This window comes from Actinomadura sp. NPDC000600 (genome assembly GCF_040492135.1).
In the GTDB taxonomy this organism is placed as follows: Bacteria; Actinomycetota; Actinomycetes; order Streptosporangiales; family Streptosporangiaceae; genus Spirillospora.
In genome coordinates, this window is record NZ_JBEUPD010000033.1 from 1 (window position 1) to 20,340 (window position 20,340).

Genomic DNA, 20,340 nt, shown 5'->3' on the forward strand with positions numbered 1-20,340 from the left:
CGCTGGTCGCCGCCCAGGTCGCGACGGCGCGGGCGCGCTCGGCGGGCGCGGGGTAGAGGCGGGCGATCATCGCCATGGACGCGGGCACGCAGGCCGCGGCGGCGGCGCCGAGGACCGCCCGCAGCGCGACGAGCGTCCACAGGTCCGGCGCGGCGGCGCACAGCAGCGATCCGGCGCCGAACGCCGCGATCCCCGCGCGGAAGACGCGGTGGGCGCCGTACCGGTCGGCGACGGCGCCGGCCGACAGCAGGAGCGCGCCGAACACGACGGTGTAGCCGGTGACGGCCCATTGCAGGCCGGCGACCGTGCCGTGCAGGGAGCGGGCCAGGTCGGGTTCGGCCACCGACAGGACGGTCGTGTCGAGCAGCACCATGAAGTAGCCGAGCGAGATGCCCAGCAGGGCGGGGCCGCGCCGCCCGGGGGCCGTGCCGGCCGGTGCGGGTGAGAGAACCGAGGTCATGGCGCCCCAGTCTGGGAATCCGGGCCGCCCGGCTCCACCGGCTGCGCCGCACGCCGCGTTCGGAATATCCGAACGCGCGGCCCGGGTTGGCACCGGCATGGAACTGCGCCAGCTGCGGACGTTCGAGGCCGTCGTCGCCCACCGGACCGTCACCGACGCCGCGAACGCGCTCGGCCTCGCGCCGTCGTCGGTGTCGGAGCAGATCCGCGCGCTGGAGGCGTCGCTGGGCGTGCCGCTGTTCCACCGCGGCCCGAAGGGCATGCGGCCGACCGAGCAGGGCGAGCGGCTGCGCGGCTGGGCGCGGCGCCTGCTCCGGCAGGCCGAGGAGGCCCGCCGCGACGTGGCCGGGGAGCGGCCGGTGCTGCGGCTCGGCGCGCTGGAGTCGATCGCCGCCGCGTACGTCCCCCGCGTCCTGGCCAGGCTGGCCGAGCGGCGGCCGGGCCTGCGGGTCGACGTCCGGTCGGACGCGGCCCGCGACCAGCTCCTCGACGCGGTCGCCGCCGGGGACCTGGAGGCGGCGCTGCTGCTGGACGCCGGCGACGACGTGGGCGGGCTCGGTTTCACGCCGCCGCCCGCACCGCTGGACTTCCTCGACCTGGAGCCGGTGCCGCTCGCGCTCGTCGCCGCGCCGGACCACGTGCTCGCCGGGGCGCGGCGCCTTGCCGCGGGCGATCTGCGCGGTGAGAGGCTGCTGGTCAACGTGCCGGCGTGCTCGTTCTGGATGGCCGGCGAGCGGCTCCTCGGCGACGCCGTCGAACGCGTCCGGGCGGGGAGCGTGACCGTGATGGCGTCCTGGGCGGAGCAGGGCCTCGGCATCGCCCTGCTCCCGGAGTTCGCCGTCCGCGACCGGCTCGCGGCCGGGACCCTCGCCCGGCTCGCGATCGACGTTCCCGACCTGGGTCTTCGCCTTGTCTGGCGGGCTGACCGGGAGACCGTACCCGGTATGCGAGAGGTCCTCTACGCGGCCAGCGCCTGAGGGCCCCGGGGCCGCCGCGGCGCAGCGTTTGCCCCAACCCGCCCCGGGTAGCCGCCCCAGGGACACGACGGCCGGGCCGGGGAGAGCTCTATGGCGGTACAAAACGGGAGAGAAAGCGCCAAATCAGAGCGGGTGCAGAAACTCTTCTGGGGCGTCAACGACCGGCTCGGCTCCACCGAGTTCCTGGACAAGAACATCCGGAAGGCCTTCCCCAAGCACTGGTCGTTCCTGCTCGGCGAGATCGCGCTCTACTCGTTCGTCATCCTCGTGTTGACCGGCGTCTACCTGACGCTGTTCTTCAAGCCGAGCGGCACGGACATCGTCTACGACGGCTCCTACGCCCCGCTCAGGGGCGTCAAGGTGAGCGAGGCCTACGCCTCCACCCTGCACCTGTCGTTCGACGTGCGCGGCGGGCTGCTGATGCGGCAGATCCACCACTGGGCGGCCAACGTCTTCGTCGCGGCCATCGTCGTCCACCTCATGCGGATCTTCTTCACCGGCGCGTTCCGCAAGCCGCGGGAGATCAACTGGGTGATCGGCACGACGCTGTTCGCGCTGGCGATGGCGGAGGGGTTCGCCGGCTACTCGCTGCCGGACGACCTGCTGTCGGGCACCGGCCTGCGGATCTTCCAGGGCATCGTGCTCTCCATCCCCGTCATCGGGACGTACGCGGCCCTGTGGGTCTTCGGGGGGCAGTTCCCCTCCGCCGAGGAGTTCATCCCGCGGCTGTTCACCGTGCACATCCTGCTGATCCCGGGCATCCTCATCGCCCTCGTCACCGCGCACCTGATGATCCTGTGGCACCAGACGCACACCATCTTCCCGGGCCGCGGCCGGCGGGAGCGGGCGGTGACCGGGGAGCCGACCTTCCCGCACTTCGCCGCGCAGAGCACGGCCTACTTCCTCTTCACCTTCGGCGTCCTGGCCCTGCTGGCGGCGTTCTTCCAGATCAACCCGGTCTGGCTGTACGGCCCGTACGAGCCCGACCAGGTCGGGTTCGGCTCCCAGCCCGACTGGTACGTCGGGTTCCTCGAAGGCTCGCTGCGCACCATGCCGCGCCTGTCCACGAACCTCTTCGGGCACACCATCGCCTGGAACGTGCTGCTCCCCGCCGTCGTCCTGCCCGGGCTGTTCTTCACGCTCATCGGCCTCTACCCGTTCGTGGAGCGCTGGGCCACGGGCGACGAACGCCTGCACCACCTGCTGGACCGGCCGCGCAACGCCGCGACCAGGACCGCGATCGGCGCCGCCGCCGTCGCCTGGTACGGCAACATGCTGGCGGCCGGCGGCAACGACGTCATCTCCGCGACCTTCAAGATCCCGCTGTTCTGGACGACCTGGTTCTTCCGCGCCGGGTTCTTCGTCTTCCCGCTCGCGGCCTTCGCCATCGCCCGGCGGGTGTGCCTGAGCCTGCAGCGCCGCGACCTGCGCACGCGGGAGGAGGGCGTGGAGAGCGGCCTCATCTCGCTGACGCCGGACGGGGGGTTCCGGGAGCGGCACGAGCAGCCGTCCGAGGACGCCGAGGCGGTGATGGAGGCCCGGCAGCCCGGCGAGCTCGTCGCGCCGTACCCGCACCACCTGATCCCGCTGCCGACGCCCGACCGCGCCCGCACGCAGGTCCGGACCCGCGTCAACCGCTTCTACCTCAACTACCAGGCCGAGTCGCACGGCGGCGGCCAGGGCGACCTGCGCGACGGCTCCGCGGAGGACGGCCGGGGCGAGTGACCGGCGCCGGCCGGACGGACGGTCACGGCGGGGGCAGCGCCGGCTCCGCCTCCTGCGGCGGCTCCTTCGGCGGGTAGTGCAGGTCGAACGCGGGGCGCGACGACCGGATGCGCGGCATCGACGTGAAGTTGTGGCGCGGGGGCGGGCAGGACGTCGCCCACTCCAGCGAGCCGCCCGCGCCCCAGGGGTCGTCGGTCTGGACGCGCTCGGCGTGCCGCCAGGACCACAGCACGTTCCACAGGAACGCGAACGTCGAGGCCCCCAGGATGAACGAGCCGATCGACGAGACGAGGTTCAGGGTCGCGAACTGGTCGGGATAGTCGGCGTAGCGGCGCGGCATGCCCTCGGCGCCCAGCCAGTGCTGGACGAGGAAGGTGGTGTGGAAGCCGACGAAGAGCGTCCAGAAGTGGATCTTCCCCCAGGTCTCGTTCAGCATCCGGCCGGTCATCTTCGGCCACCAGAAGTAGAACCCGCCGAACATCGCGAACACCACGGTGCCGAACAGGACGTAGTGCAGGTGGGCGACGACGAAGAAGGAGTCGGTGAGGTGGAAGTCCATGGGGGGCGAGGCCAGGATGACCCCGGTCAGGCCGCCGAACAGGAACGTCACCAGGAACCCCAGCGCGAACAGCATCGGGGTCTCGAAGGTCAACTGCCCCTTCCACAGCGTCCCCACCCAGTTGAAGAACTTCAGGCCGGTCGGCACGGCGATCATGAAGGAGGTGATCGAGAAGAAGGGCAGCAGCACGCCGCCGGTGGCGAACATGTGGTGCGCCCAGACCGTCATCGACAGCCCGGTGATCGCGATGGTGGCGGCGACCATGCCGAGGTAGCCGAACAGCGGCTTGCGGCTGAACACCGGGAGGATCTCGGTGATGATCCCGAAGAACGGCAGCGCCGCGATGTAGACCTCCGGATGGCCGAAGAACCAGAACAGGTGCTGCCAGAGCAGCGCGCCGCCGTTGGAGGGGTCGTAGATGTGGGCGCCGATCCTGCGGTCGGCCTCCAGCGCGAACAGCGCCGCGGCCAGCACCGGGAAGGCGATGAGCACCATCAGGCTGGTCAGCAGCACGTTCCAGGTGAAGATCGGCAGCCGGAACATCACCATGCCCGGGGCGCGCATCGCGATGATCGTGGTGATCATGTTCACCGAGGTCAGGATCGTCCCGAACCCCGACAGGATCAGTCCCATGGTCCACATGTCGCCGCCCTGGCCGGGCGAGTACGTCTGGGTGGACAGGGGCGTGTAGGCGAACCAGCCGAACCCGGGAGCGCCGCCCGGCATGACGAACGAGGCCAGCACCATGAGCGCGCCGAACAGGAACAGGTAGTAGGTGAGCGCGTTCATCCGCGGGAAGGCCACGTCCGGCGCCCCGATCTGCAGCGGGACGAGCACGTTGGCGAACCCGGCGAACAGCGGGGTGGCGAACAGCAGCATCATGATCGTGCCGTGGATGGTGAACATCTCGTTGTAGGTGTGGTTGCTCACCACCTGCTTGCCCGGCTCCAGCAGCTCGGCCCGCATCACCATGGCCATCAGGCCGGCGGCCAGGAACATCGCGAACGACGTCCCGAGGTAGAGGTAGCCGACCATCTTGTGGTCGGTCGTCGCCAGCACATGGCTGATCCTGGTCCCCTTGCGGTGCCGTGCGAGCGCGTCGGCGACGCTGGTGTCCTGCCGCCCTTGGACGGTCGTCATCCCGGCCTGCCCTCCCTCGTCCTAACCCCATCCGGCCACTTGCCTCGCAGTCCTGTTTCAAACGCCGCGCGGACCGGGCCCCGACCAGCCCCCGGCGCCCGCCCACCAGGCCGGACACCCGGTCCGGGGGCTCCTCGGCGCCGGCCGCGGGCGCGGCGCCCCCGGACCGTACGAGGGATGAAGCCGGGAACTCGGGGAAGTGCGCTCGGAAAGCACATGCGAAGGAGCTCCCCCCGATGCGGAAGGACCGGACGCCCCCGCGGGCCCGCGAGCCCGCGGAGCCCATGCGGACGCAGGACTTCGACAGCCGGGCCGGTGTCGCGGCCGCGCGGGACGAGGCCGCCCGCGCCCTCGACCGGCTGGACGGCGCGCGCAGGAGGGCGGCGCGGGCGCGCCGCGAGACCGGCGCGAGCTGGCCGCCGCCCGCGGAGGAGCAGCGGCTCGCGGAGGCGGCGCGCGCTCTGGCCGAGGCCGCGCGCGAGCTCGCCCGGCTCGTCCGCGACTCCGGCCGCCGGCCCGCCCGCGCCGGCCCCGGGGACCGCGTCCCCGCCCAGGCCCGGACGAGGCGCCCCGCCGGCGACGAGCCGCTCGTCACGCTCGACCTGGCGCACCACGTCGGGCCCGGCTGGCGGCTGCACCAGTTCACGACCGCCGACCGGGACGCCCACCGCTGGCATCTGCGGCACCACGGGCACGCCGCCGGGACCGTGACGCACGTCCTGAACCTGCGCGGCCGCCGGACGGGCTGGGAGGCCTACGACGCGCGCGGGTTCCGGCTGCGCCCGGAACCCGGGCCGGAGGCGTACCCGCCCGGCGTGCCCTACCTGTGGGCGACCAGGAGGGCGGCGGTGCGCGCCGCGGCACGGGCCCACCGCTGCCCCTGAGGGCCGCGCCCCGGACGTTTCGCCCCGGTCGCGCGGGTAGGGCCGCCTGGGACGGAGCCCCGTCCCACCGGAGGAGCACGATGAAGGCTGTCACCTGGCACGGCAAGCGCGACGTCCGCGTCGACGACGTCCCCGACCCCCAGATCAAGGAGCCGAACGACGCGGTCATCAGGGTCACCTCGACCGGCGTGTGCGGGTCGGACCTGCACCTGTACGAGGTGCTCGGGCCGTTCATGAACGAGGGCGACGTGCTCGGCCACGAGCCGATCGGCGTCGTCGAGGAGACCGGCCCGGACGTCACCCACGTCAAGCCCGGCGACCGTGTGGTCATCCCGTTCAACATCTCGTGCGGGCACTGCCACATGTGCGGCCTGGAGCTGTACGCCCAGTGCGAGACGACGCAGGTCCGCGAGCAGGGCATGGGCGCGGCGCTGTTCGGCTACACCCGCCTGTACGGGCAGGTGCCGGGCGGGCAGGCCGAGTACCTGCGGGTGCCGCAGGCCCAGTTCGGGCCGATCAAGGTGCCGGACGGCCCGCCGGACGAGCGGTTCCTCTACCTCTCGGACGTCCTGCCCACCTCCTGGCAGGCCGTCGCCTGGGCCGAGATCCCCGAAGGCGGTTCGGTCACCGTGCTCGGGCTCGGCCCGATCGGGCAGATGTCGGCCCGGATCGCCCGCCATCTCGGCCACCGGGTGATCGGGGTCGACCTCGTGCCGGAGCGGCTGGAGATGGCGCGCCGGCACGGCGTCGAGGTGATCGACGCCTCCGACGCCGACGACGTCGCGGACGCGGTCCGGCAGCTCACCGGGGGGCGCGGCACCGACTCGGTGATCGACGCGGTGGGGATGGAGGCGCACGGCTCCCCCGGCGCCAAGCTCGCGCAGACCCTCACCGGGCTCATGCCGGGCAACTCCGCCGCGCCGCTGATGTCCCGCGTCGGCGTGGACCGGCTCGCCGCGCTCACCACCGCCATCGACACCGTGCGGCGGGGCGGGACGATCTCCCTCAGCGGGGTGTACGGCGGCATGACCGACCCGCTGCCGATGCTGCAGATGTTCGACAAGGGCATCACCGTCCGGATGGGCCAGGCGCACGTCAAGCGCTGGATCGACGAGCTGATGCCGCTCGTGGCCGACGACGCCGACCCGCTCGGCGTGATGGACCTCGCGACGCACCGCTGGCCGCTGGAGAAGGCGCCCGAGGCGTACGAGATGTTCCAGAAGAAGCGGGACGGCGCCATCAAGGTGCTGCTGCAGCCGGGCACGTGACACCGGCCGGTCGGTGATCGCGGACCGGGGGGCCGGCCCTAGGCTTTCGGCACGTCCCCGGGCGTGCCGATGACCGGGGCTCTGGAGGTGGACCCGATGCACCCGTTCCGCTCGGCCGTCGAGAAGGGCGACCTGGACGCCCTCCCGGCGCTGCTGGCCGAGGACGTGACGTTCCTCAGCCCGGTGGCGTTCGCGCCGTACGAGGGGCGGGCGGCGGTCACCGCGATCCTGCGGGCGGTGACCCGGGTCTTCGCCGACTTCCGCTACGTCCGCGAGATCGGCGGCGGCCGCGACCACGCGCTGGTCTTCAAGGCGCGCGTCGGCGACCGCGAGGTGCACGGCTGCGACTTCCTGCACCACGACGACGACGGGCTCATCGACGAGTTCTGCGTCATGGTCCGGCCGCTGTCGGGCGCGCAGGCGCTCTCGGACGCGATGGCGGTGGAGTTCGAGGCGGTCAGGCGGGAGATGGGCCTGGCCTGACCGCCGTCAGGACCGGGCCGGCGCCGTGCTCCTCGGCGGCCGGCCCGGGGAGCGCCCCGTTCAGGCGCTCAGCGGCGGGGGCAGGGAGGCGTCCTCCGCGCGGCGGCCGTCGCGCTCCAGGCACGTCAGCCGCGCCGAGGTGAGAGCGGCGCGGAACAGCTGGATGCCGCGCGCGGAGCTGGGGTCGACGCCGGACAGGTCCCGGATGCGGTCCAACCGGTAGTGCAGGGTGCGGCGGTGGATCCACAGCTCCCGCGCGGCGCGCTCGCGGTCGAGGTTGCAGGCGAGCAGCACCTCCAGCGTCCGCCGCAGGTCCGTGCCGGCGTCGAGCGGGGACAGCACGGCGGAGAGCCGGCCGCGGATGGCGGGCTGCCCGAGGATCGCCAGCTCGACCAGCAGCTCGTCGGCCCGGTAGGGGCGGTCCTCGGCGTCGGGGATCGCCTTGGCGATCGTCAGGACCCGGGACGCCTCCTCCAGCGCGGCCGGGATCTCGGCGATGCCGCGCCGGAAGGACTCGGCGGCGTGCACCGGGCCGCGCGAGCGGGCGGCCAGGCCCGCGGTGAACTCGGCGGCCAGGTTCTCCGCGCGCAGCGGCTCGGCCGCGGGGAACAGCACGGTGAGCCCCTCCGGGCCGCCCGAGTACAGGACGCCCTCCCACGCCTCCAGGCGCTCGCTCTCCCGCTCCCAGTCCTCCGCCGCGAGCGCGGGGGCCTCGCACCGCAGGACGAGGTAGGCGGGAGCCAGGCGGACGCCGGCCGCGTCGGCGATGACACCGGCGGGAGCCCCGTCGATCAGGGTCTCGGCGAGCAGCCGGCGCAGCGGCCGCGACCGCGCTCCCTCGCGGGGCGCCTCCGCGTAGCCCTGGATGCAGGCCTCCCGCGCGCCGTCGGCGAGCCGGGCCGCGTGCGCGGTCAGCTCGGCCATCTCGGCGAAGCAGCCGGGCGGCGCGACCGTCCAGCAGCTCCGCGCCGCGGCGGAGAGCGCGAGGTCCCACGCCTCCGACAGCACCGGCAGCGGGACCGCCTGCCGGGCCGCGAGGACGCCGAGGTCGCGGAAGCGCCCCCGGTCGTCGTCGGGAAGGGGGGACCGGCGCAGGACGAGGCCGAGGAGCCGGGCGCAGGTCTCCCGGCGCCCGCCGAACATCGGGCCCGCCGCCCGCCTGATCGGCTGGTAGGCGGGGTGGCCGTGCAGTGCCTCCCGGATCGCCGCGGCGACCCGCGGGCAGTGCGCGGTGAGGACTTCCGGGAGTCCGCCGGAGACGGTCATCGACGGTCCTCCCCCTAGGCCACGGCCAGCCGGAGCCCGGGCAGGCGGCCGACGGTCCCGTCGACCAGCCGGTGCAGCTCCCGGACGCAGCCGGGATCGCCGCCGAGCATGTCGAGCAGGCCGTGGGCGCGGTCGATCAGGGGTGCGACGGCGGCGGCGCAGGACTCGGCGATCTCCTCGTCGAGCATCCAGGCCGCCAGTTCGGCGCGCGCGGACGCCGAGTGGCGGGCGGAGGCGTGCAGGGCGAGCGCCTCGCGGCGCCGCGCGGGGGGCAGTTCGGTGAGCAGGTGGACGAGCGGGAACGTGGCGGTGCCGGCGGCCAGGTCCTCGTACCGCCCGGTGACGAGGTCGCGCTGGTCGTCGGCGAGCCGGCGCAGCACGCCGAGGGCGCGCCCGTACGCCCGCCAGCCCGCGGTCCGGCGGCCGTCCGCCCCGGCGAGCCGCGCCGCCGAGGCCGCGGCCATGGCGTAGGGCGCGCCCGTCCCGCCCTCGTAACCGCGCAGCACGGAGGCGAGGGTCGCGTTCGACGCCCGCTCGGTGAGGCGGCGGAGCCGCCCGTCCACGGCGTCCACCCAGGCGCGCGAGAGCTCGTCCGCGAGCGCGGCGCGGACGGGGCCGCCGACGGGCAGGCCGGCGATGAGCCTGCCGGGCAGCTGGCCGCCGACGGCCAGCGCGGTGAGCACCTTCCCGCCGGTGGCGGCGGACGGCGCGCCGGCGGCCTCCGGGAGTCCGTCGAGGTAGCGGGCCGACGCCCACCAGAGCAGGTGCAGCACGGCGACGGGCCTGCCGGGGCCCGGCTCGCCGGTCTCGGCCCCGTGCACCAGCAGAGGCAGCGTGACCACGCTCTTCACGCCCGGCCGCGGGCCCTCGGCCCGGACGAGGTCGAAGAACTCCACGAGGAACTCCGACATGGCGCCCCCGACCATCTCGCGCCCCTCGTCCACCCCCATCGCCATGCCCTCGGCGAGCAGCTCGCACAGCCGCGCCATCTCCGCCTCGACCTCGGCGATCGCCCGTTCCTGGGCCGCCCTGCCGAACACTCCTTCGTCCACGTGCCAACTCCTCTGCTGCGGGGGGTCTCGGGCCGTGCCGGCGCTCCGGCGGGGCCCGTCAGTGCCGGGCGCGCCCGCCCGGGATCCGGGCCGTGCCGGGGAACGGCGGCGTCCCCGGCACGCGGTCGAGCGGGTGCCCGCTCCAGGGGGGATCACGGGGATCGAGCGCGCCGGCGGCCGGGGCACGGAATCGGTTGATGACGGACGCGGCCACGCGCGTTTCCTCCATTTCTCCGGCCCGCGCTCGCGGATCCGCGCCGAAAACGGCGCCGGCGATCCTCGGGAAGGGCGGACAATACGACCGGACGGCCGTTATCTTGCTACAGAAATGCGGGATGCTGAACTGCACCCCCGGGCAGTCCGGGCCGCGCCGGGCTGCCCGGTCCGGCAACCGGCACCGGCCGGCCGCGCTCCGCGCGAGGCGCTCCCGCCCCGGAAACCGCATGTCAGCGCCCGCTTGCAGGAGGCGGCCGGGCGGCGGGCGGCCCGGACCCCGCACGTCACCGGCCCCCGCGCGGAGCGAAAGCGGCCCGTTTCCGCCCGACCAGCGCGCGAATTCCCAGCGCATTCGCACAAGGTATATTTTCAGATGAGAATTCAATTGAGCCGGACTACGCGCGCCGCTGTGACGTTGCCCACAATTAATTGGCGGAATGCGGCCAGTGCGGCGGGGTCCGGCGCGGCGGCTCGCGCGGGCCGCCGCGCCGGACCCCGGTCCCCGATCCGCACCGCCCGCGAGCGGGAGGACGGTCCCGGCCGCCGGATCAGGCCGGCACGTGCGCCTTCTTGCGAATCCAGTGCCGGTGCGCCGCGACCGCCTCGATCAGCCTGGCGGCGAAGTCGCCGCCAGGCCCCCGCCCGGTGACGACGCTGGCGTCGTCGACGGTGTCGCCGTCCGACAACCGCACGCTGTCGATCCCGGCGCGCTCCAGCAGGCCGATGCCCGCGTCCAGCGCGCCGATCGGCTTGCAGTGCACGAACGCCTCGGCGACGAAGTGGACGGCGTCGCCGTCCTGGGCGAGCGTCCGCGCGCTCTGCTCGCCGCCCGGGACGAGCACCGCGTCGTAGAGGACGGACGCGACGGTCGGCATGGCGCGGGTCACCTCGACCTGGCCGCCGTTGGCCGCCTGGACGAAGCCGTCCTTCGCGGCGAGGATCTCGACCACCGCCCCGGCCTCGGTGAGCGCGTCCCCGACCGCGGCGACGGCCGCCGAGTCGACGCCGTCCGCCGCCAGCACCGCGATCTTGCGGCCCTGCACGGAGTCGGCGCGCGCGTTCGCCTGGCTCAGCGCGGGCGACGTGCGGACGTGGGCCGCGGCGTCCGGCTCCTTCGGCGGCTCCACCCCGACGCCCTCGGCGACCTGGACGGCGAGGGAGTGGTCGACGTGGTTGAGATGCCCGATGACGCCCTCCCGGATGTGCCGGTGGTCGCACTTGCCGAGCTCGAACCGGAACGCGCCGACGATGTGCTCCTTCTCCCAGTCGGACATGCTGTTCCAGAACAGCCTCGCCTGGGAGTAGTGGTCGGCGAAGCTCTCGCTCCGCTTGCGGATCTTGGCGCCGTCCACCCGCTCCTGGTAGTGGGTGTAGGAGCCCTCGCCGCCGACCGCGGGGCAGCCCCCCGACAGCGAGTTCTTGTGGTAGCTCGCCCGCCCCTGGTGGATGTCCGTCTGGTGGTAGCCGTCGCGGTGGTGGTTGCGCACCGGCGCGACCGGCCGGTTCACGGGGAGCTGCGGGAAGTTGGGCCCGCCGAGCCGGATCAGCTGCGTGTCCAGGTAGGAGAACAGCCGCGCCTGCAGCAGCGGGTCGTTGGTGAAGTCGATGCCGGGGACGACGTTGCCGAGATGGAACGCGACCTGCTCGGTCTCGGCGAAGAAGTTGTCGGGATTGCGGTCGAGCACGAGCGTGCCGACCGGCCGCACCGGCACCTCCTCCTCCGGAATGATCTTCGTCGGGTCGAGCAGGTCGAAGTCGAACGCGTGCTCGTCCTCTTCCGGGACGAGTTGGACGCCGAACTCGTACTCCGGAAAGGCGCCCGCCTCGATCCGCTCCCACAGGTCGGCCCGGTTGAAGTCCGGGTTCTTCCCGGCGATCTTCTGGGTCTCGTCCCAAGCGAGCGAGTGGGTGCCGAGCTTGGGCTTCCAGTGGAACTTCACGAACGTCCCGCGGCCCTGGCCGTTCACGAGCCGGAAAGTGTGGACGCCGAAGCCCTCCATCATCGCGTAACTGCGCGGCAGCGCCCGGTCCGACATGAGCCACATCATCATGTGCATGGTCTCGGGCTGGAGCTGCACGAAGTCCCAGAGGGTGTCGTGGGCCGAGGACGCCTGCGGGATCTCGCTCGCCGGCTCGGGCTTCACCGCGTGCACGAAGTCGGGGAACTTGATGCCGTCCTGGATGAAGAAGACCGGCATGTTGTTGCCGACGAGGTCGAAATTGCCCTGCCGCGTGTAGAACTTCGTGGCGAAGCCGCGGACGTCCCGGACGGTGTCGGCGGACCCGCGGGACCCCGCGACGGTGGAGAAGCGCACGAACACCGGCGTCGTCAGCGACGTGTCGCACAGGAATTCGGCCGTGGTGTACTCGGCGAGGGACTCGTGCAGCGTGAAATGGCCGTAGGCGCCCGAGCCCCGCGCGTGCACGACCCGCTCGGGAATCCGCTCATGGTCGAAATGGGTGATCTTCTCGCGCAGATGGAAGTCCTCCATCAGCGATGGACCGCGCTCGCCCGCGCTGAGCGAGTTGTCGGTGTCATCGACCCGGACCCCCTGGTCGGTGGTGAGCCGGGCCCCTTCCGGGCTCACCCGCCGATGGCCCAGTTGCTCCTGTTTCCGGTCGTCGCGGCCAGTGGGGTCGGCCATGGTGCAGCTCCCTCGGGTGGTGACTCGACGCTGGTGATCGCACACGTCTTGTGGCGGCTACCCCGGGATGCGCGCACCATGCGATGTTTGACCGGAACTTGGCGCCCGTCCGCCGCCTCGCCCGGCGCGTCCCGCCGCCATGACCGGCCCCGGAATCCGCTACGGTCAAGGTCGCCGCGTCGGCGAGGGGAAGGAAGACACAGAACACATGGCCGAGAAGGTCATTCGGGTGGACGACATCGACGGCTCCGAAGGAGCCGATGTCGCAAAGCGGGACTTCGAAGTCCTGGAGCGCACGTTCACGATCGACTTGAGCGATGACAACTACAAGCGGCTCAACGAGATGCTGGACGCCCTCGCGCCCTTCATCGAGAACGCCGCCGAGGTGAAGCCCGCCGGGAAGGGGCGCAAGTCCCGCACGGCGAAGATCAAGGGCTACACGAACGGCGATGTCCGCGCGTGGGCATTGCGAGAGGACATCGAAGTCTCCGAACGTGGCAAGATATCGGATGAGGTCTATGCTGCATTCATCGAGGCACATCCGGACGCCAAGCCGGACGCATAGCTAGAGGGAGTCCCCGCATGGCACAGAAGGTCGAAGTCCTTCTCGTGGACGACATCGACGGCGGAGAGGCTGACGAGACCGTCAGCTTTTCCCTCGACGGGACGTCTTATGAGATCGACCTGAGCAAGAAGAACGCCGCCAAGCTCCGCAGCGGCCTGGAGCCGTTCGTGGCCGGCGCCCGCAAGGCGCGCAAGGCCCCCGTCCGGGGCGGCCGCGGGACGCGCACGGCGGGCAGCCGCGAGCGCTCCGCGGAGATTCGCGAGTGGGCGAAGAACAGCGGTATCAAGGTCAATGAGCGGGGCCGTATCCCCGCCAATGTGATCGAGCAGTACGAAGCGGCGCACTAGCGGCCGCAGCGCGGCCGGCGGCGTTCCGGCGCGCACGGCGGGGCCGGGGTGGATTTGTCGACGCCCCGGCCCCGTCGCGTGCGCATCGGGCCAATTCTCCCCTCATTGAGGGAGAGAATGCCAGGAATGGTGCAAGACAACACAATAGGCTGGCGCCCGGGGCGACGGCGGAGGGGGCGGCCCGTTGACACGCGTGACGCGACGGGACAGGGTCCGGTACTGGTTCGACCGGACGATGTCGAAGGGGACGCCCGCGCTCATCGGCTGGCTCGGGCTCGCGTCCGTGGCGCTGGTGCTCGTGGTGGCGACCGCGGCGGTGCTGATCGCGCCGGGCGACAGCGACTCCCACGGGCACTGGCCCGGCATGGTCTGGCGCAGCCTCCTGCGCACGCTCGATCCGGGCACGATGGGGGACGACGCGGGCACCGCGCCCTTCCTCGGCCTGATGCTGGTCTCGACCATCGGCGGGATCTTCATCGTCAGCTCGCTGATCGGTGTGCTCACCACCGGCCTGGAATCCAAGATCACCGAGCTGCGCAAGGGCCGGTCGCGGATCGTCGAGCACGACCACACGGTGCTGCTCGGCTGGTCCGAGCAGGTCTTCACCGTGGTGGCGGAGCTGGTCGAGGCCAACCAGAGCCGGCGCAGGTCGTGCGTCGCGATCCTCGCCGACCGCGACAAGGTCGAGATGGAGGACGCCATCCGCGCCCGGGTCGGCGACCTCGGCCGCACCCGGATCGTGTGCCGCACCGGCGACCCGCTGAAGGTCGCGGACGTGGAGCTGGTCAGCCCGGGCACCGCGCGGTCGATCATGGTGGTCACCCCCCAGGTCGACGACGCCGACGCCCGCGTCATCAAGGTGCTGCTGTCGCTCGGAGCCCGCCCCTGGGGGCGGCACCGCCCGCACGTGGTCGCCGCCGTGCACGACTCGGCCAACCTGCCCGCCGCCCGGCTCGCGGGCGGCCCCGCCGCGCACGTCATCGACGCCGACGACGTGGCGATCCGGCTGATCGTGCAGTCGCACCGCCAGTCCGGCCTGTCGCAGGTCTGCACCGAGCTGCTGGACTTCGCCGGGCACGAGTTCTACATGCGCACCGAGCCGGCCCTCGAGGGCATGACGTTCGGGGAGTCGCTGTCGGCCTACGACCTCGGCGTCCCGTCCGGGCTGCGGCGGGCGGACGGGGCCGTCCTGCTGAACCCGCCGATGGACACCGTGATCCGCGCCGACGACGAGATCATCCTCCTGGCGGAGGACGACCTGCTGATCCGGCTCGCCACCGGGCCCGCGCCGCCCGTCCGGGAGGCGGCGATCACCACGGCGACCCCGCGCCCCCCGGTGCCCGAGCGCACGCTGATGCTCGGCTGGAACCACCGCGCCCCGAAGATCATCGAGCTGCTGGACGAGTTCCTCGCCCCGGAGTCGGCGCTCGTGGTGGCGGCGCCGCGCGAGGACCCGACCGGGGCCCTGCGCGAGCACGCCAACCTCAAGATCGACTTCATCCGGGCGGAGCCGACCGAGCGGCCCGCGCTGGAGTCCCTCGACCTCGGCTCCTTCCAGAAGGTCATCGTGCTGTCGGACGCCCGCCACGAGCGGGAGCACGCCGACGCCCGCACCCTCGTCACGCTGCTGCACCTGCGCGACATCGAGGACAAGATCGGTGACCCCTTCGCCATCGTCAGCGAGATCAACGACGACGCCAACCGGGAGATCGCGCAGGTCACCAAGGCCGACGACTTCGTGGTCAGCGAGAAGCTGATCAGCCTGATGCTGACCCAGCTGAGCGAGAACCGGCACCTGTACGAGGTGTTCGCCGACCTGCTCGACCCGGCGGGCTCGGAGATCTACCTCAAGCCGGCCTGCGACTACCTGGACCCCGGCGCCGAGGCCGACTTCGCGACGCTCATCGAGGCGGCGCGGCGGCGCGGCGAGGTCGCGCTCGGCTACCGGCTGACGGAGCGGTTCCACGAGCCGCCCGGCTACGGGGTGGTGCTGAACCCGGACAAGACGGCGCCGCTGACCCTGTCAGCCGACGACCGCGTCATCGTGCTGGCCGAGAACTGACCGGCCGGGGCGCGGACCGCGCCCCGGGGAAGCGGGCGGGACCGCGTGCGGCCCGGGGCCCGGCGTCATCCGAGCGGCGCGCCCAGCTCGTGCCCGGCCCGCACGGCGCCGGCGACGCGCTCGCGCAGCGCCAGCTCGGCCCGGTGGGCGTCCTCGGCCATCCCGCGGATCTGCTCCCCCGCCATCTCGTCCCCGACCGTGCTCGCCAGCAGGTCCCGGTAGCGGGCGTTCTGCTCGGGCAGTCCCTGAAGGACCCTGGACTCGTGGTAGGCGTCGTCGGCCTCGCCCGCCCGGCGCGCGTACGCCTCCAGCGCCTCGATCCGCCCGGTGACCGAGCGGACCGACAGCGCCAGGGCGCGGTCCTGCGGCTCCAGCAGGGCCCGGACGCGCGGCGAGAGCCGGTCGGGCTGCTGGGCGCGGCGCTCCCGGCGGAGCCGCGTGTGCTCGGCGAGGGCGCCGGCGATCGCCCATTCCTGCCGGGGCAGGACGACCGCGTTGTTGATGTCGTCGAGCAGCCCGGCGACGTGGGCCTGCGAGCCGAGGACGCCGTCCACGGCGCGCTGGGCGCCGACGAGCAGGCCGGAGGCGGGCCCGTCGAAGTCGGCGGGCAGCAGGTAGCGGCCGTGGTGCTCGCGCGCCGCGCGGGCGGCGGCCGGCTCCCGGACGTGCCGCAGCGCCCCGGCGACCCAGCCGGCGAAGCTCGCGGCGGCGAGGACGACGGCGGCCTCCACCTGGCCGAGCAGCAGCAGGAGGACCTGCAGCGCCGGGGTGAGCATCATCGCGAGCACGGGCAGCCTCCCCCAGCGCACCGCGCCGCCCACCAGTTCGTCGTCGTCCAGCGAGGCGACGAAGCACACGCGCAGCCATCCGCCGGGCAGCACGCCGTAGAAGAGCGCGAACGCCGGGATCCACACCAGCCGCGCCGCGACCGTGGCGGTGCGCAGCCGCGGGGGCGGCGGCGCGGGCATGCAGGCCGGGACGAGCCGCTCGGGCGCGGCGGCCAGCAGCGCGCGCTCCTCGCCGGCGATGCCCGGATCGAACACCGGACGGGGGCGGTACCGCTCGGTCATCGTCACTCCCTCCGCGTCTGGAACCCCGTGCCCGCGGGCGGTTCCGAGCCTGCCACGCGGGACCCGGCCCTCCCCGGGTTGTCACGAGATCCGGACATCTCCTGCTGTCTCGGGCACCACTCCTCCCGTACCGGCTAGTCCTGGAGCTCCGCCCAGACCTCCCGGTCGCGTTCGGCCGTCCAGATCCGGGGGCGCTCGACGCCGTCCAGCTCGTCCCAGAGGCGGGACACGTCGAACGGCAGGCAGTGCTCGAAGATCGGCCAGCGGCCGTAGGCGGGGGCGAGCGCCGCGTGCACGGCGGCGAAGGCGTCCCTGAGCGTCCCGCCGTCGCGCCGGACCCGCCCGACCTCGTCGATCATCGTGGTCAGGAAGTCGCGGGTCTGCCCGACGGCGGCGCGGGCGGCGTCCCGGCCGTGCGCGACCGCGCCCCGGCCGCCGACGAGGATCTCGGCCCCGAAGGAGTCGACGTGGTCGAGCGTGCCGGACGCCCACTCGCGGTGGAACGCGTCGCCGGTGTAGAGCGCGGCCTGCGTCTCCACGAGGTCGCCGGCGAACAGGATCCGGTGCCGGGGCAGCCACGCCACGATGTCGCCCTCGGTGTGCCCGCGCCCGCAGTAGGCCAGGTCGAGGTCGCCGCGGTCGCCGCCGAGGTCGATGGTGAGGGTGCCGGAGAAGGTCGCGCTCGGCCAGGTGAGCCCCGGTATGCCGTCCGGGTCCTTGAACAGCCGGGGCATCCGGCCGTACTCGGACTCCCAGTCCTGCTTGCCGCGCTCGGCGATCAGCGCCCGGGTCAGGTCGTGCGCGACGACCACCGGGGCGCCGAACGCGCTCGCGCCCAAGGTCCGGACGGCGTGGTAGTGCGACAGGACCAGGTAGCGGATGGGCTTGTCGGTGTGCTCGCGCAGGACGGCGAGCCAGTCGCGTGCGGCGGCGGGCGTGGCGAGGGCCTCGAAGCAGACGAGGAAGTCCTCGCCCTCCACGGCCCCGACGTTCGGGTCCCCCTCGGCGGTGAGCGCGTACACCCCGTCGGCGAGGACCTCCAGCGTCTGCGTCTTGTCGCCCAGATCCGCGGACGACGCGAACGGTCTCGGCATGGGCGCCCCCTCGCGGTCGTGGCCCCGGCCTCTTCGCCTGCAATGTGGTTCATTCCACACAGAGCGGTCGATAACCGTCCCAAGCCTCGGGGAGGGTCGGCCCGGGCGGGGGTAGAAGTGATCTCGAAGCCGCCGCGCATGAGGAGGAACCCCGGGTGAACGCCGCGCTCGGACTGCTGGCCGTCCTCGTGCTGACCGCCGCGACCGGCTACTTCGTGGCGCAGGAGTTCGCGTTCGTCACCGCGGACCGCCCGGCGCTCGACCAGCGGGCGGCGGAGGGCGACCGGGCCGCGGGGCGCGCGGTGCAGGTGATGGGGCGGCTGTCGTTCATGCTGTCGGGCGCGCAGCTCGGCATCACGGTCACCGCGCTGGTCGTGGGCTTCATCGCCAAGCCCGCGCTGGCCGACCTGATCGCCCCGGCGCTGCACGCGGCCGGGGTCCCGGAGGCGGCGTCCGGCGGGGTGGCGGTCGCGCTCGGGTTCGTCCTCGCCACCGTGATCCAGATGGTGCTGGGCGAGCTGTTCCCCAAGAACCTGGCGCTGGCGAGGGCGGAGCCGCTGGCCCGCGCGCTGGCCGGGTCCACCCTGGTCTACCTGGCCGTGGCGGGCCCGCTGATCAAGCTGTTCGACGTGTCCGCGAACCGGCTCGTCCGCGCGGTGGGCATCGAGCCGGTGGAGGAGCTGCGGCACGGCGCGACGCTGGAGGAGCTGGGGCACATGATCGGCGAGTCCGGGGAGCAGTTTCAGGCGGGCCACGCCGACCTGCTGGAGCGGGCCCTGGTGTTCTCCGAGCGGGACGCCGAGGAGGTCATGGTGCCCCGGGTCGACGTGGTGACCGTACCGGCCTCCGCGCGCGCCGCCGAGATGAGCGACGTGATCGCGGCGAGCGGGCACACCCGCTACCCCGTCCTCGGCGAGGGGGTCGACGACGTGGTGGGGATCGTCGGGCTGGAGGAGCTGGTCGCGCTCGGTCCGGGCGCGGCGGAGCGCACCGAGGTCGGCGCGATCGCCCGGCCGCCGCTGCTGCTGCCGTCGTCGCTGCCGCTGCCGGAGGTGGTGCTGCGGCTGCAGGGCGCGGGCGTGCCCATCGCCTGCGTGGTGGACGAGTACGGGGGCTTCGCCGGCATCCTCACCTGGGAGGACGTCGCCGAGGAGCTGGTCGGGGAGATCGCCGACGAGAACGAGCCGGGCGAGGAGCTCGCGATCCGCAGCGGCGAGTGGTGGACGACCGACGCGGGACTGCGGATGGACGAGGTCGCCCACGAGACGGGCATCGCGCTGCCGGAGGGCGACTACGAGACCGTCGCGGGGCTGCTGATGAAGCGGCTCGGCCGGGTCGCGCGGCCGGGCGACGTCGTCCGGGTGGAGCTGGCGCCGACCACGCTGGACGAGCCCGCCCGCACCGCCGTGGTGGAGGTCCTGACGATCCACCGGCACGTGCCGGAGCTGATCCGCATCCGCACCGTGGAGGAGGGCCGATGAACCTCGCGCTGGGCGCTCCGGTCACGCTGGCGCTGCTGGCGGGCAACGGGTTCTTCGTGGCCACCGAGTTCGCGCTGGTGGCGGCGCGGCGGCCGCGGCTGGAGCGGTCGGCCGCGCGCGGCGGGCGGGGCGCCGGCGCGGCCGTCGCGGGGATCGACGAGCTGTCGCTGACCCTCGCCGGGGCGCAGCTCGGCATCACGATGTGCTCGCTCGGGCTCGGCCTGGTGTCCGAACCGGTGTTCGCGGGTGCCCTCACGCCGCTGTTCCACGCCGCCGGCCTGCCGGAGGGCGCGGCGCACGCGGTCGCGTTCGTGCTGGCCCTCGCGCTCGTGACGTTCCTGCACATGGTCGTCGGCGAGATGGCGCCGAAGTCGTGGGCGATCGCCGACCCGGAGCGCTCCGCGAGCGTGCTGGGGCTGCCGTTCCGCGCGTTCGCCACCGCCGCCCGCCCCGTGCTGGCCGCGCTGAACGGCACGACGAACCTGCTGCTGCGGCTGGTGGGCATCCGCCCCGCCGACTCGCGGGAGGTGTCGCGCACCCCCGAGCAGCTGCGCAGCATCGCCCAGGAGTCGCGGCGGCTGGGGCTGATCGAGCAGGGCGAGCTGACGCTGATCACCGCCGCGCTGGACGCGCCGCGCGCCCCGCTGTCCGGCCTCGTCGTGCCGGTCTCCGACATCGTGTCGGTCGCTCCGGACGCGACCCCGCAGGAGGTCATCGACGTGGCCGCCCGCACCGGCCACACCCGGCTCATGCTGCGCGGCGCCGGGCGGCCGGGACAGGCCCGCATGGTGCACGTCCGGGACGCCTTCGTGGCCCGCGCGCGGGGCCGCACCACCCCCGCCCGGGACCTGGCGCACCCCGTCCCGGCGATGCCGGTCGGCACCCCCGTCGGCGAGGCCGTCGCCACCCTGAAGGCCGGCCACAGCCACCTCGGCCTCGCCGTCGCGCCGGACGGCCGCGTCGCCGGCCTGGTCAGCCTGGACGACCTGCTCACCACGCTGCTGGCCGTGCGCTGACACCCCCGCCGATGTCAACGTTGGTTGACAC

The 20,340-nt window shown here is 73.4% G+C and carries 18 protein-coding genes; 10 read left to right on the forward strand and 8 right to left on the reverse strand.

Annotated features, from left to right (window positions below; genetic code table 11):
• Positions 1-460 (reverse strand): MFS transporter (locus ABWI07_RS34160; RefSeq protein ID WP_353821096.1); only part of this gene is annotated, 460 nt, incomplete at its 3' end.
• Between the two features lie 97 nt (positions 461-557).
• Between ABWI07_RS34160 and ABWI07_RS34165 the strand changes: the two genes are divergently transcribed.
• Together ABWI07_RS34165 and qcrB are read left to right on the forward strand one after the other, a co-directional pair.
• Complete coding sequence (locus ABWI07_RS34165; RefSeq protein ID WP_353821097.1) at positions 558-1,436, forward strand: LysR family transcriptional regulator; 879 nt, start codon at positions 558-560, stop codon at positions 1,434-1,436.
• A 132-nt stretch (positions 1,437-1,568) separates the two neighbouring features.
• The gene (gene qcrB / locus ABWI07_RS34170; RefSeq protein ID WP_353821098.1) at positions 1,569-3,161 is read left to right on the forward strand and encodes a cytochrome bc1 complex cytochrome b subunit; all 1,593 of its coding nucleotides are present in this window, start codon (positions 1,569-1,571) and stop codon (positions 3,159-3,161) included.
• 22 nt (positions 3,162-3,183) lie between these two features.
• Here the strand turns inward: qcrB and ctaD are convergent, their stop codons facing one another.
• Positions 3,184-4,860, reverse strand: a complete 1,677-nt coding sequence (gene ctaD, locus ABWI07_RS34175) for an aa3-type cytochrome oxidase subunit I (RefSeq protein ID WP_149257153.1) — start codon at positions 4,858-4,860, stop codon at positions 3,184-3,186.
• 236 nt (positions 4,861-5,096) lie between these two features.
• On the opposite strand from ctaD, the gene ABWI07_RS34180 reads away from it, so the two are divergent.
• The 3 genes from ABWI07_RS34180 (at position 5,097) to ABWI07_RS34190 (ending at position 7,495) form a co-directional block, all read left to right on the forward strand.
• Complete coding sequence (locus tag ABWI07_RS34180; RefSeq protein WP_353821099.1) at positions 5,097-5,744, forward strand: hypothetical protein; 648 nt, start codon at positions 5,097-5,099, stop codon at positions 5,742-5,744.
• 80 nt (positions 5,745-5,824) lie between these two features.
• Positions 5,825-7,012, forward strand: coding sequence for a zinc-dependent alcohol dehydrogenase (locus ABWI07_RS34185; protein WP_149257155.1), 1,188 nt, complete (start codon positions 5,825-5,827; stop codon positions 7,010-7,012).
• Between the two features lie 96 nt (positions 7,013-7,108).
• Positions 7,109-7,495 carry a nuclear transport factor 2 family protein gene (locus ABWI07_RS34190; protein WP_149257967.1) on the forward strand — a complete coding sequence of 129 codons (387 nt, stop codon included), beginning with the start codon at positions 7,109-7,111 and terminating at the stop codon, positions 7,493-7,495.
• 60 nt (positions 7,496-7,555) lie between these two features.
• On the opposite strand, the gene ABWI07_RS34195 is transcribed toward ABWI07_RS34190, so the two are convergent.
• The 4 genes from ABWI07_RS34195 to ABWI07_RS34210 form a co-directional block, all read right to left on the reverse strand.
• Positions 7,556-8,761: a PucR family transcriptional regulator gene (locus tag ABWI07_RS34195; protein WP_149257156.1), complete on the reverse strand. Its 1,206-nt coding sequence runs from the start codon at positions 8,759-8,761 to the stop codon at positions 7,556-7,558.
• Between the two features lie 14 nt (positions 8,762-8,775).
• Complete coding sequence (locus tag ABWI07_RS34200; RefSeq protein WP_353821101.1) at positions 8,776-9,813, reverse strand: polyprenyl synthetase family protein; 1,038 nt, start codon at positions 9,811-9,813, stop codon at positions 8,776-8,778.
• A gap of 58 nt (positions 9,814-9,871) precedes the next feature.
• Positions 9,872-10,027, reverse strand: a complete 156-nt coding sequence (locus ABWI07_RS34205; RefSeq protein WP_353821102.1) for a hypothetical protein — start codon at positions 10,025-10,027, stop codon at positions 9,872-9,874.
• Positions 10,028-10,577: 550 nt separating this feature from the next.
• Entirely contained in the window at positions 10,578-12,674 is a 2,097-nt protein-coding gene (locus tag ABWI07_RS34210; RefSeq protein ID WP_353821103.1) for a catalase, read from the reverse strand.
• Between the two features lie 208 nt (positions 12,675-12,882).
• Between ABWI07_RS34210 and ABWI07_RS34215 the strand changes: the two genes are divergently transcribed.
• The 3 genes from ABWI07_RS34215 (at position 12,883) to ABWI07_RS34225 (ending at position 15,648) form a co-directional block, all read left to right on the forward strand.
• Complete coding sequence (locus tag ABWI07_RS34215; protein ID WP_149257159.1) at positions 12,883-13,239, forward strand: histone-like nucleoid-structuring protein Lsr2; 357 nt, start codon at positions 12,883-12,885, stop codon at positions 13,237-13,239.
• Positions 13,240-13,256: 17 nt separating this feature from the next.
• Positions 13,257-13,586 carry a histone-like nucleoid-structuring protein Lsr2 gene (locus ABWI07_RS34220; protein ID WP_149257160.1) on the forward strand — a complete coding sequence of 110 codons (330 nt, stop codon included), beginning with the start codon at positions 13,257-13,259 and terminating at the stop codon, positions 13,584-13,586.
• Positions 13,587-13,770: 184 nt separating this feature from the next.
• Entirely contained in the window at positions 13,771-15,648 is a 1,878-nt protein-coding gene (locus ABWI07_RS34225) for a CASTOR/POLLUX-related putative ion channel (protein ID WP_502912879.1), read from the forward strand.
• Between the two features lie 65 nt (positions 15,649-15,713).
• Here ABWI07_RS34225 and ABWI07_RS34230 read toward each other — a convergent pair whose 3' ends face one another.
• The gene (locus ABWI07_RS34230) at positions 15,714-16,718 is read right to left on the reverse strand and encodes a hypothetical protein (protein WP_353821105.1); all 1,005 of its coding nucleotides are present in this window, start codon (positions 16,716-16,718) and stop codon (positions 15,714-15,716) included.
• Positions 16,719-16,852: 134 nt separating this feature from the next.
• Positions 16,853-17,812: an MBL fold metallo-hydrolase gene (locus tag ABWI07_RS34235; protein WP_149257162.1), complete on the reverse strand. Its 960-nt coding sequence runs from the start codon at positions 17,810-17,812 to the stop codon at positions 16,853-16,855.
• Between the two features lie 155 nt (positions 17,813-17,967).
• On the opposite strand from ABWI07_RS34235, the gene ABWI07_RS34240 reads away from it, so the two are divergent.
• Together ABWI07_RS34240 and ABWI07_RS34245 are read left to right on the forward strand one after the other, a co-directional pair.
• On the forward strand, positions 17,968-19,293 hold the full coding sequence (locus ABWI07_RS34240) for a hemolysin family protein (protein WP_149257163.1): 1,326 nt from the start codon (positions 17,968-17,970) through the stop codon (positions 19,291-19,293).
• Positions 19,290-20,309, forward strand: coding sequence for a hemolysin family protein (locus ABWI07_RS34245; RefSeq protein ID WP_353821106.1), 1,020 nt, complete (start codon positions 19,290-19,292; stop codon positions 20,307-20,309). Before ABWI07_RS34240 ends, ABWI07_RS34245 begins: the two co-directional genes overlap by 4 nt.
• Positions 20,310-20,340 lie beyond the last annotated feature (31 nt).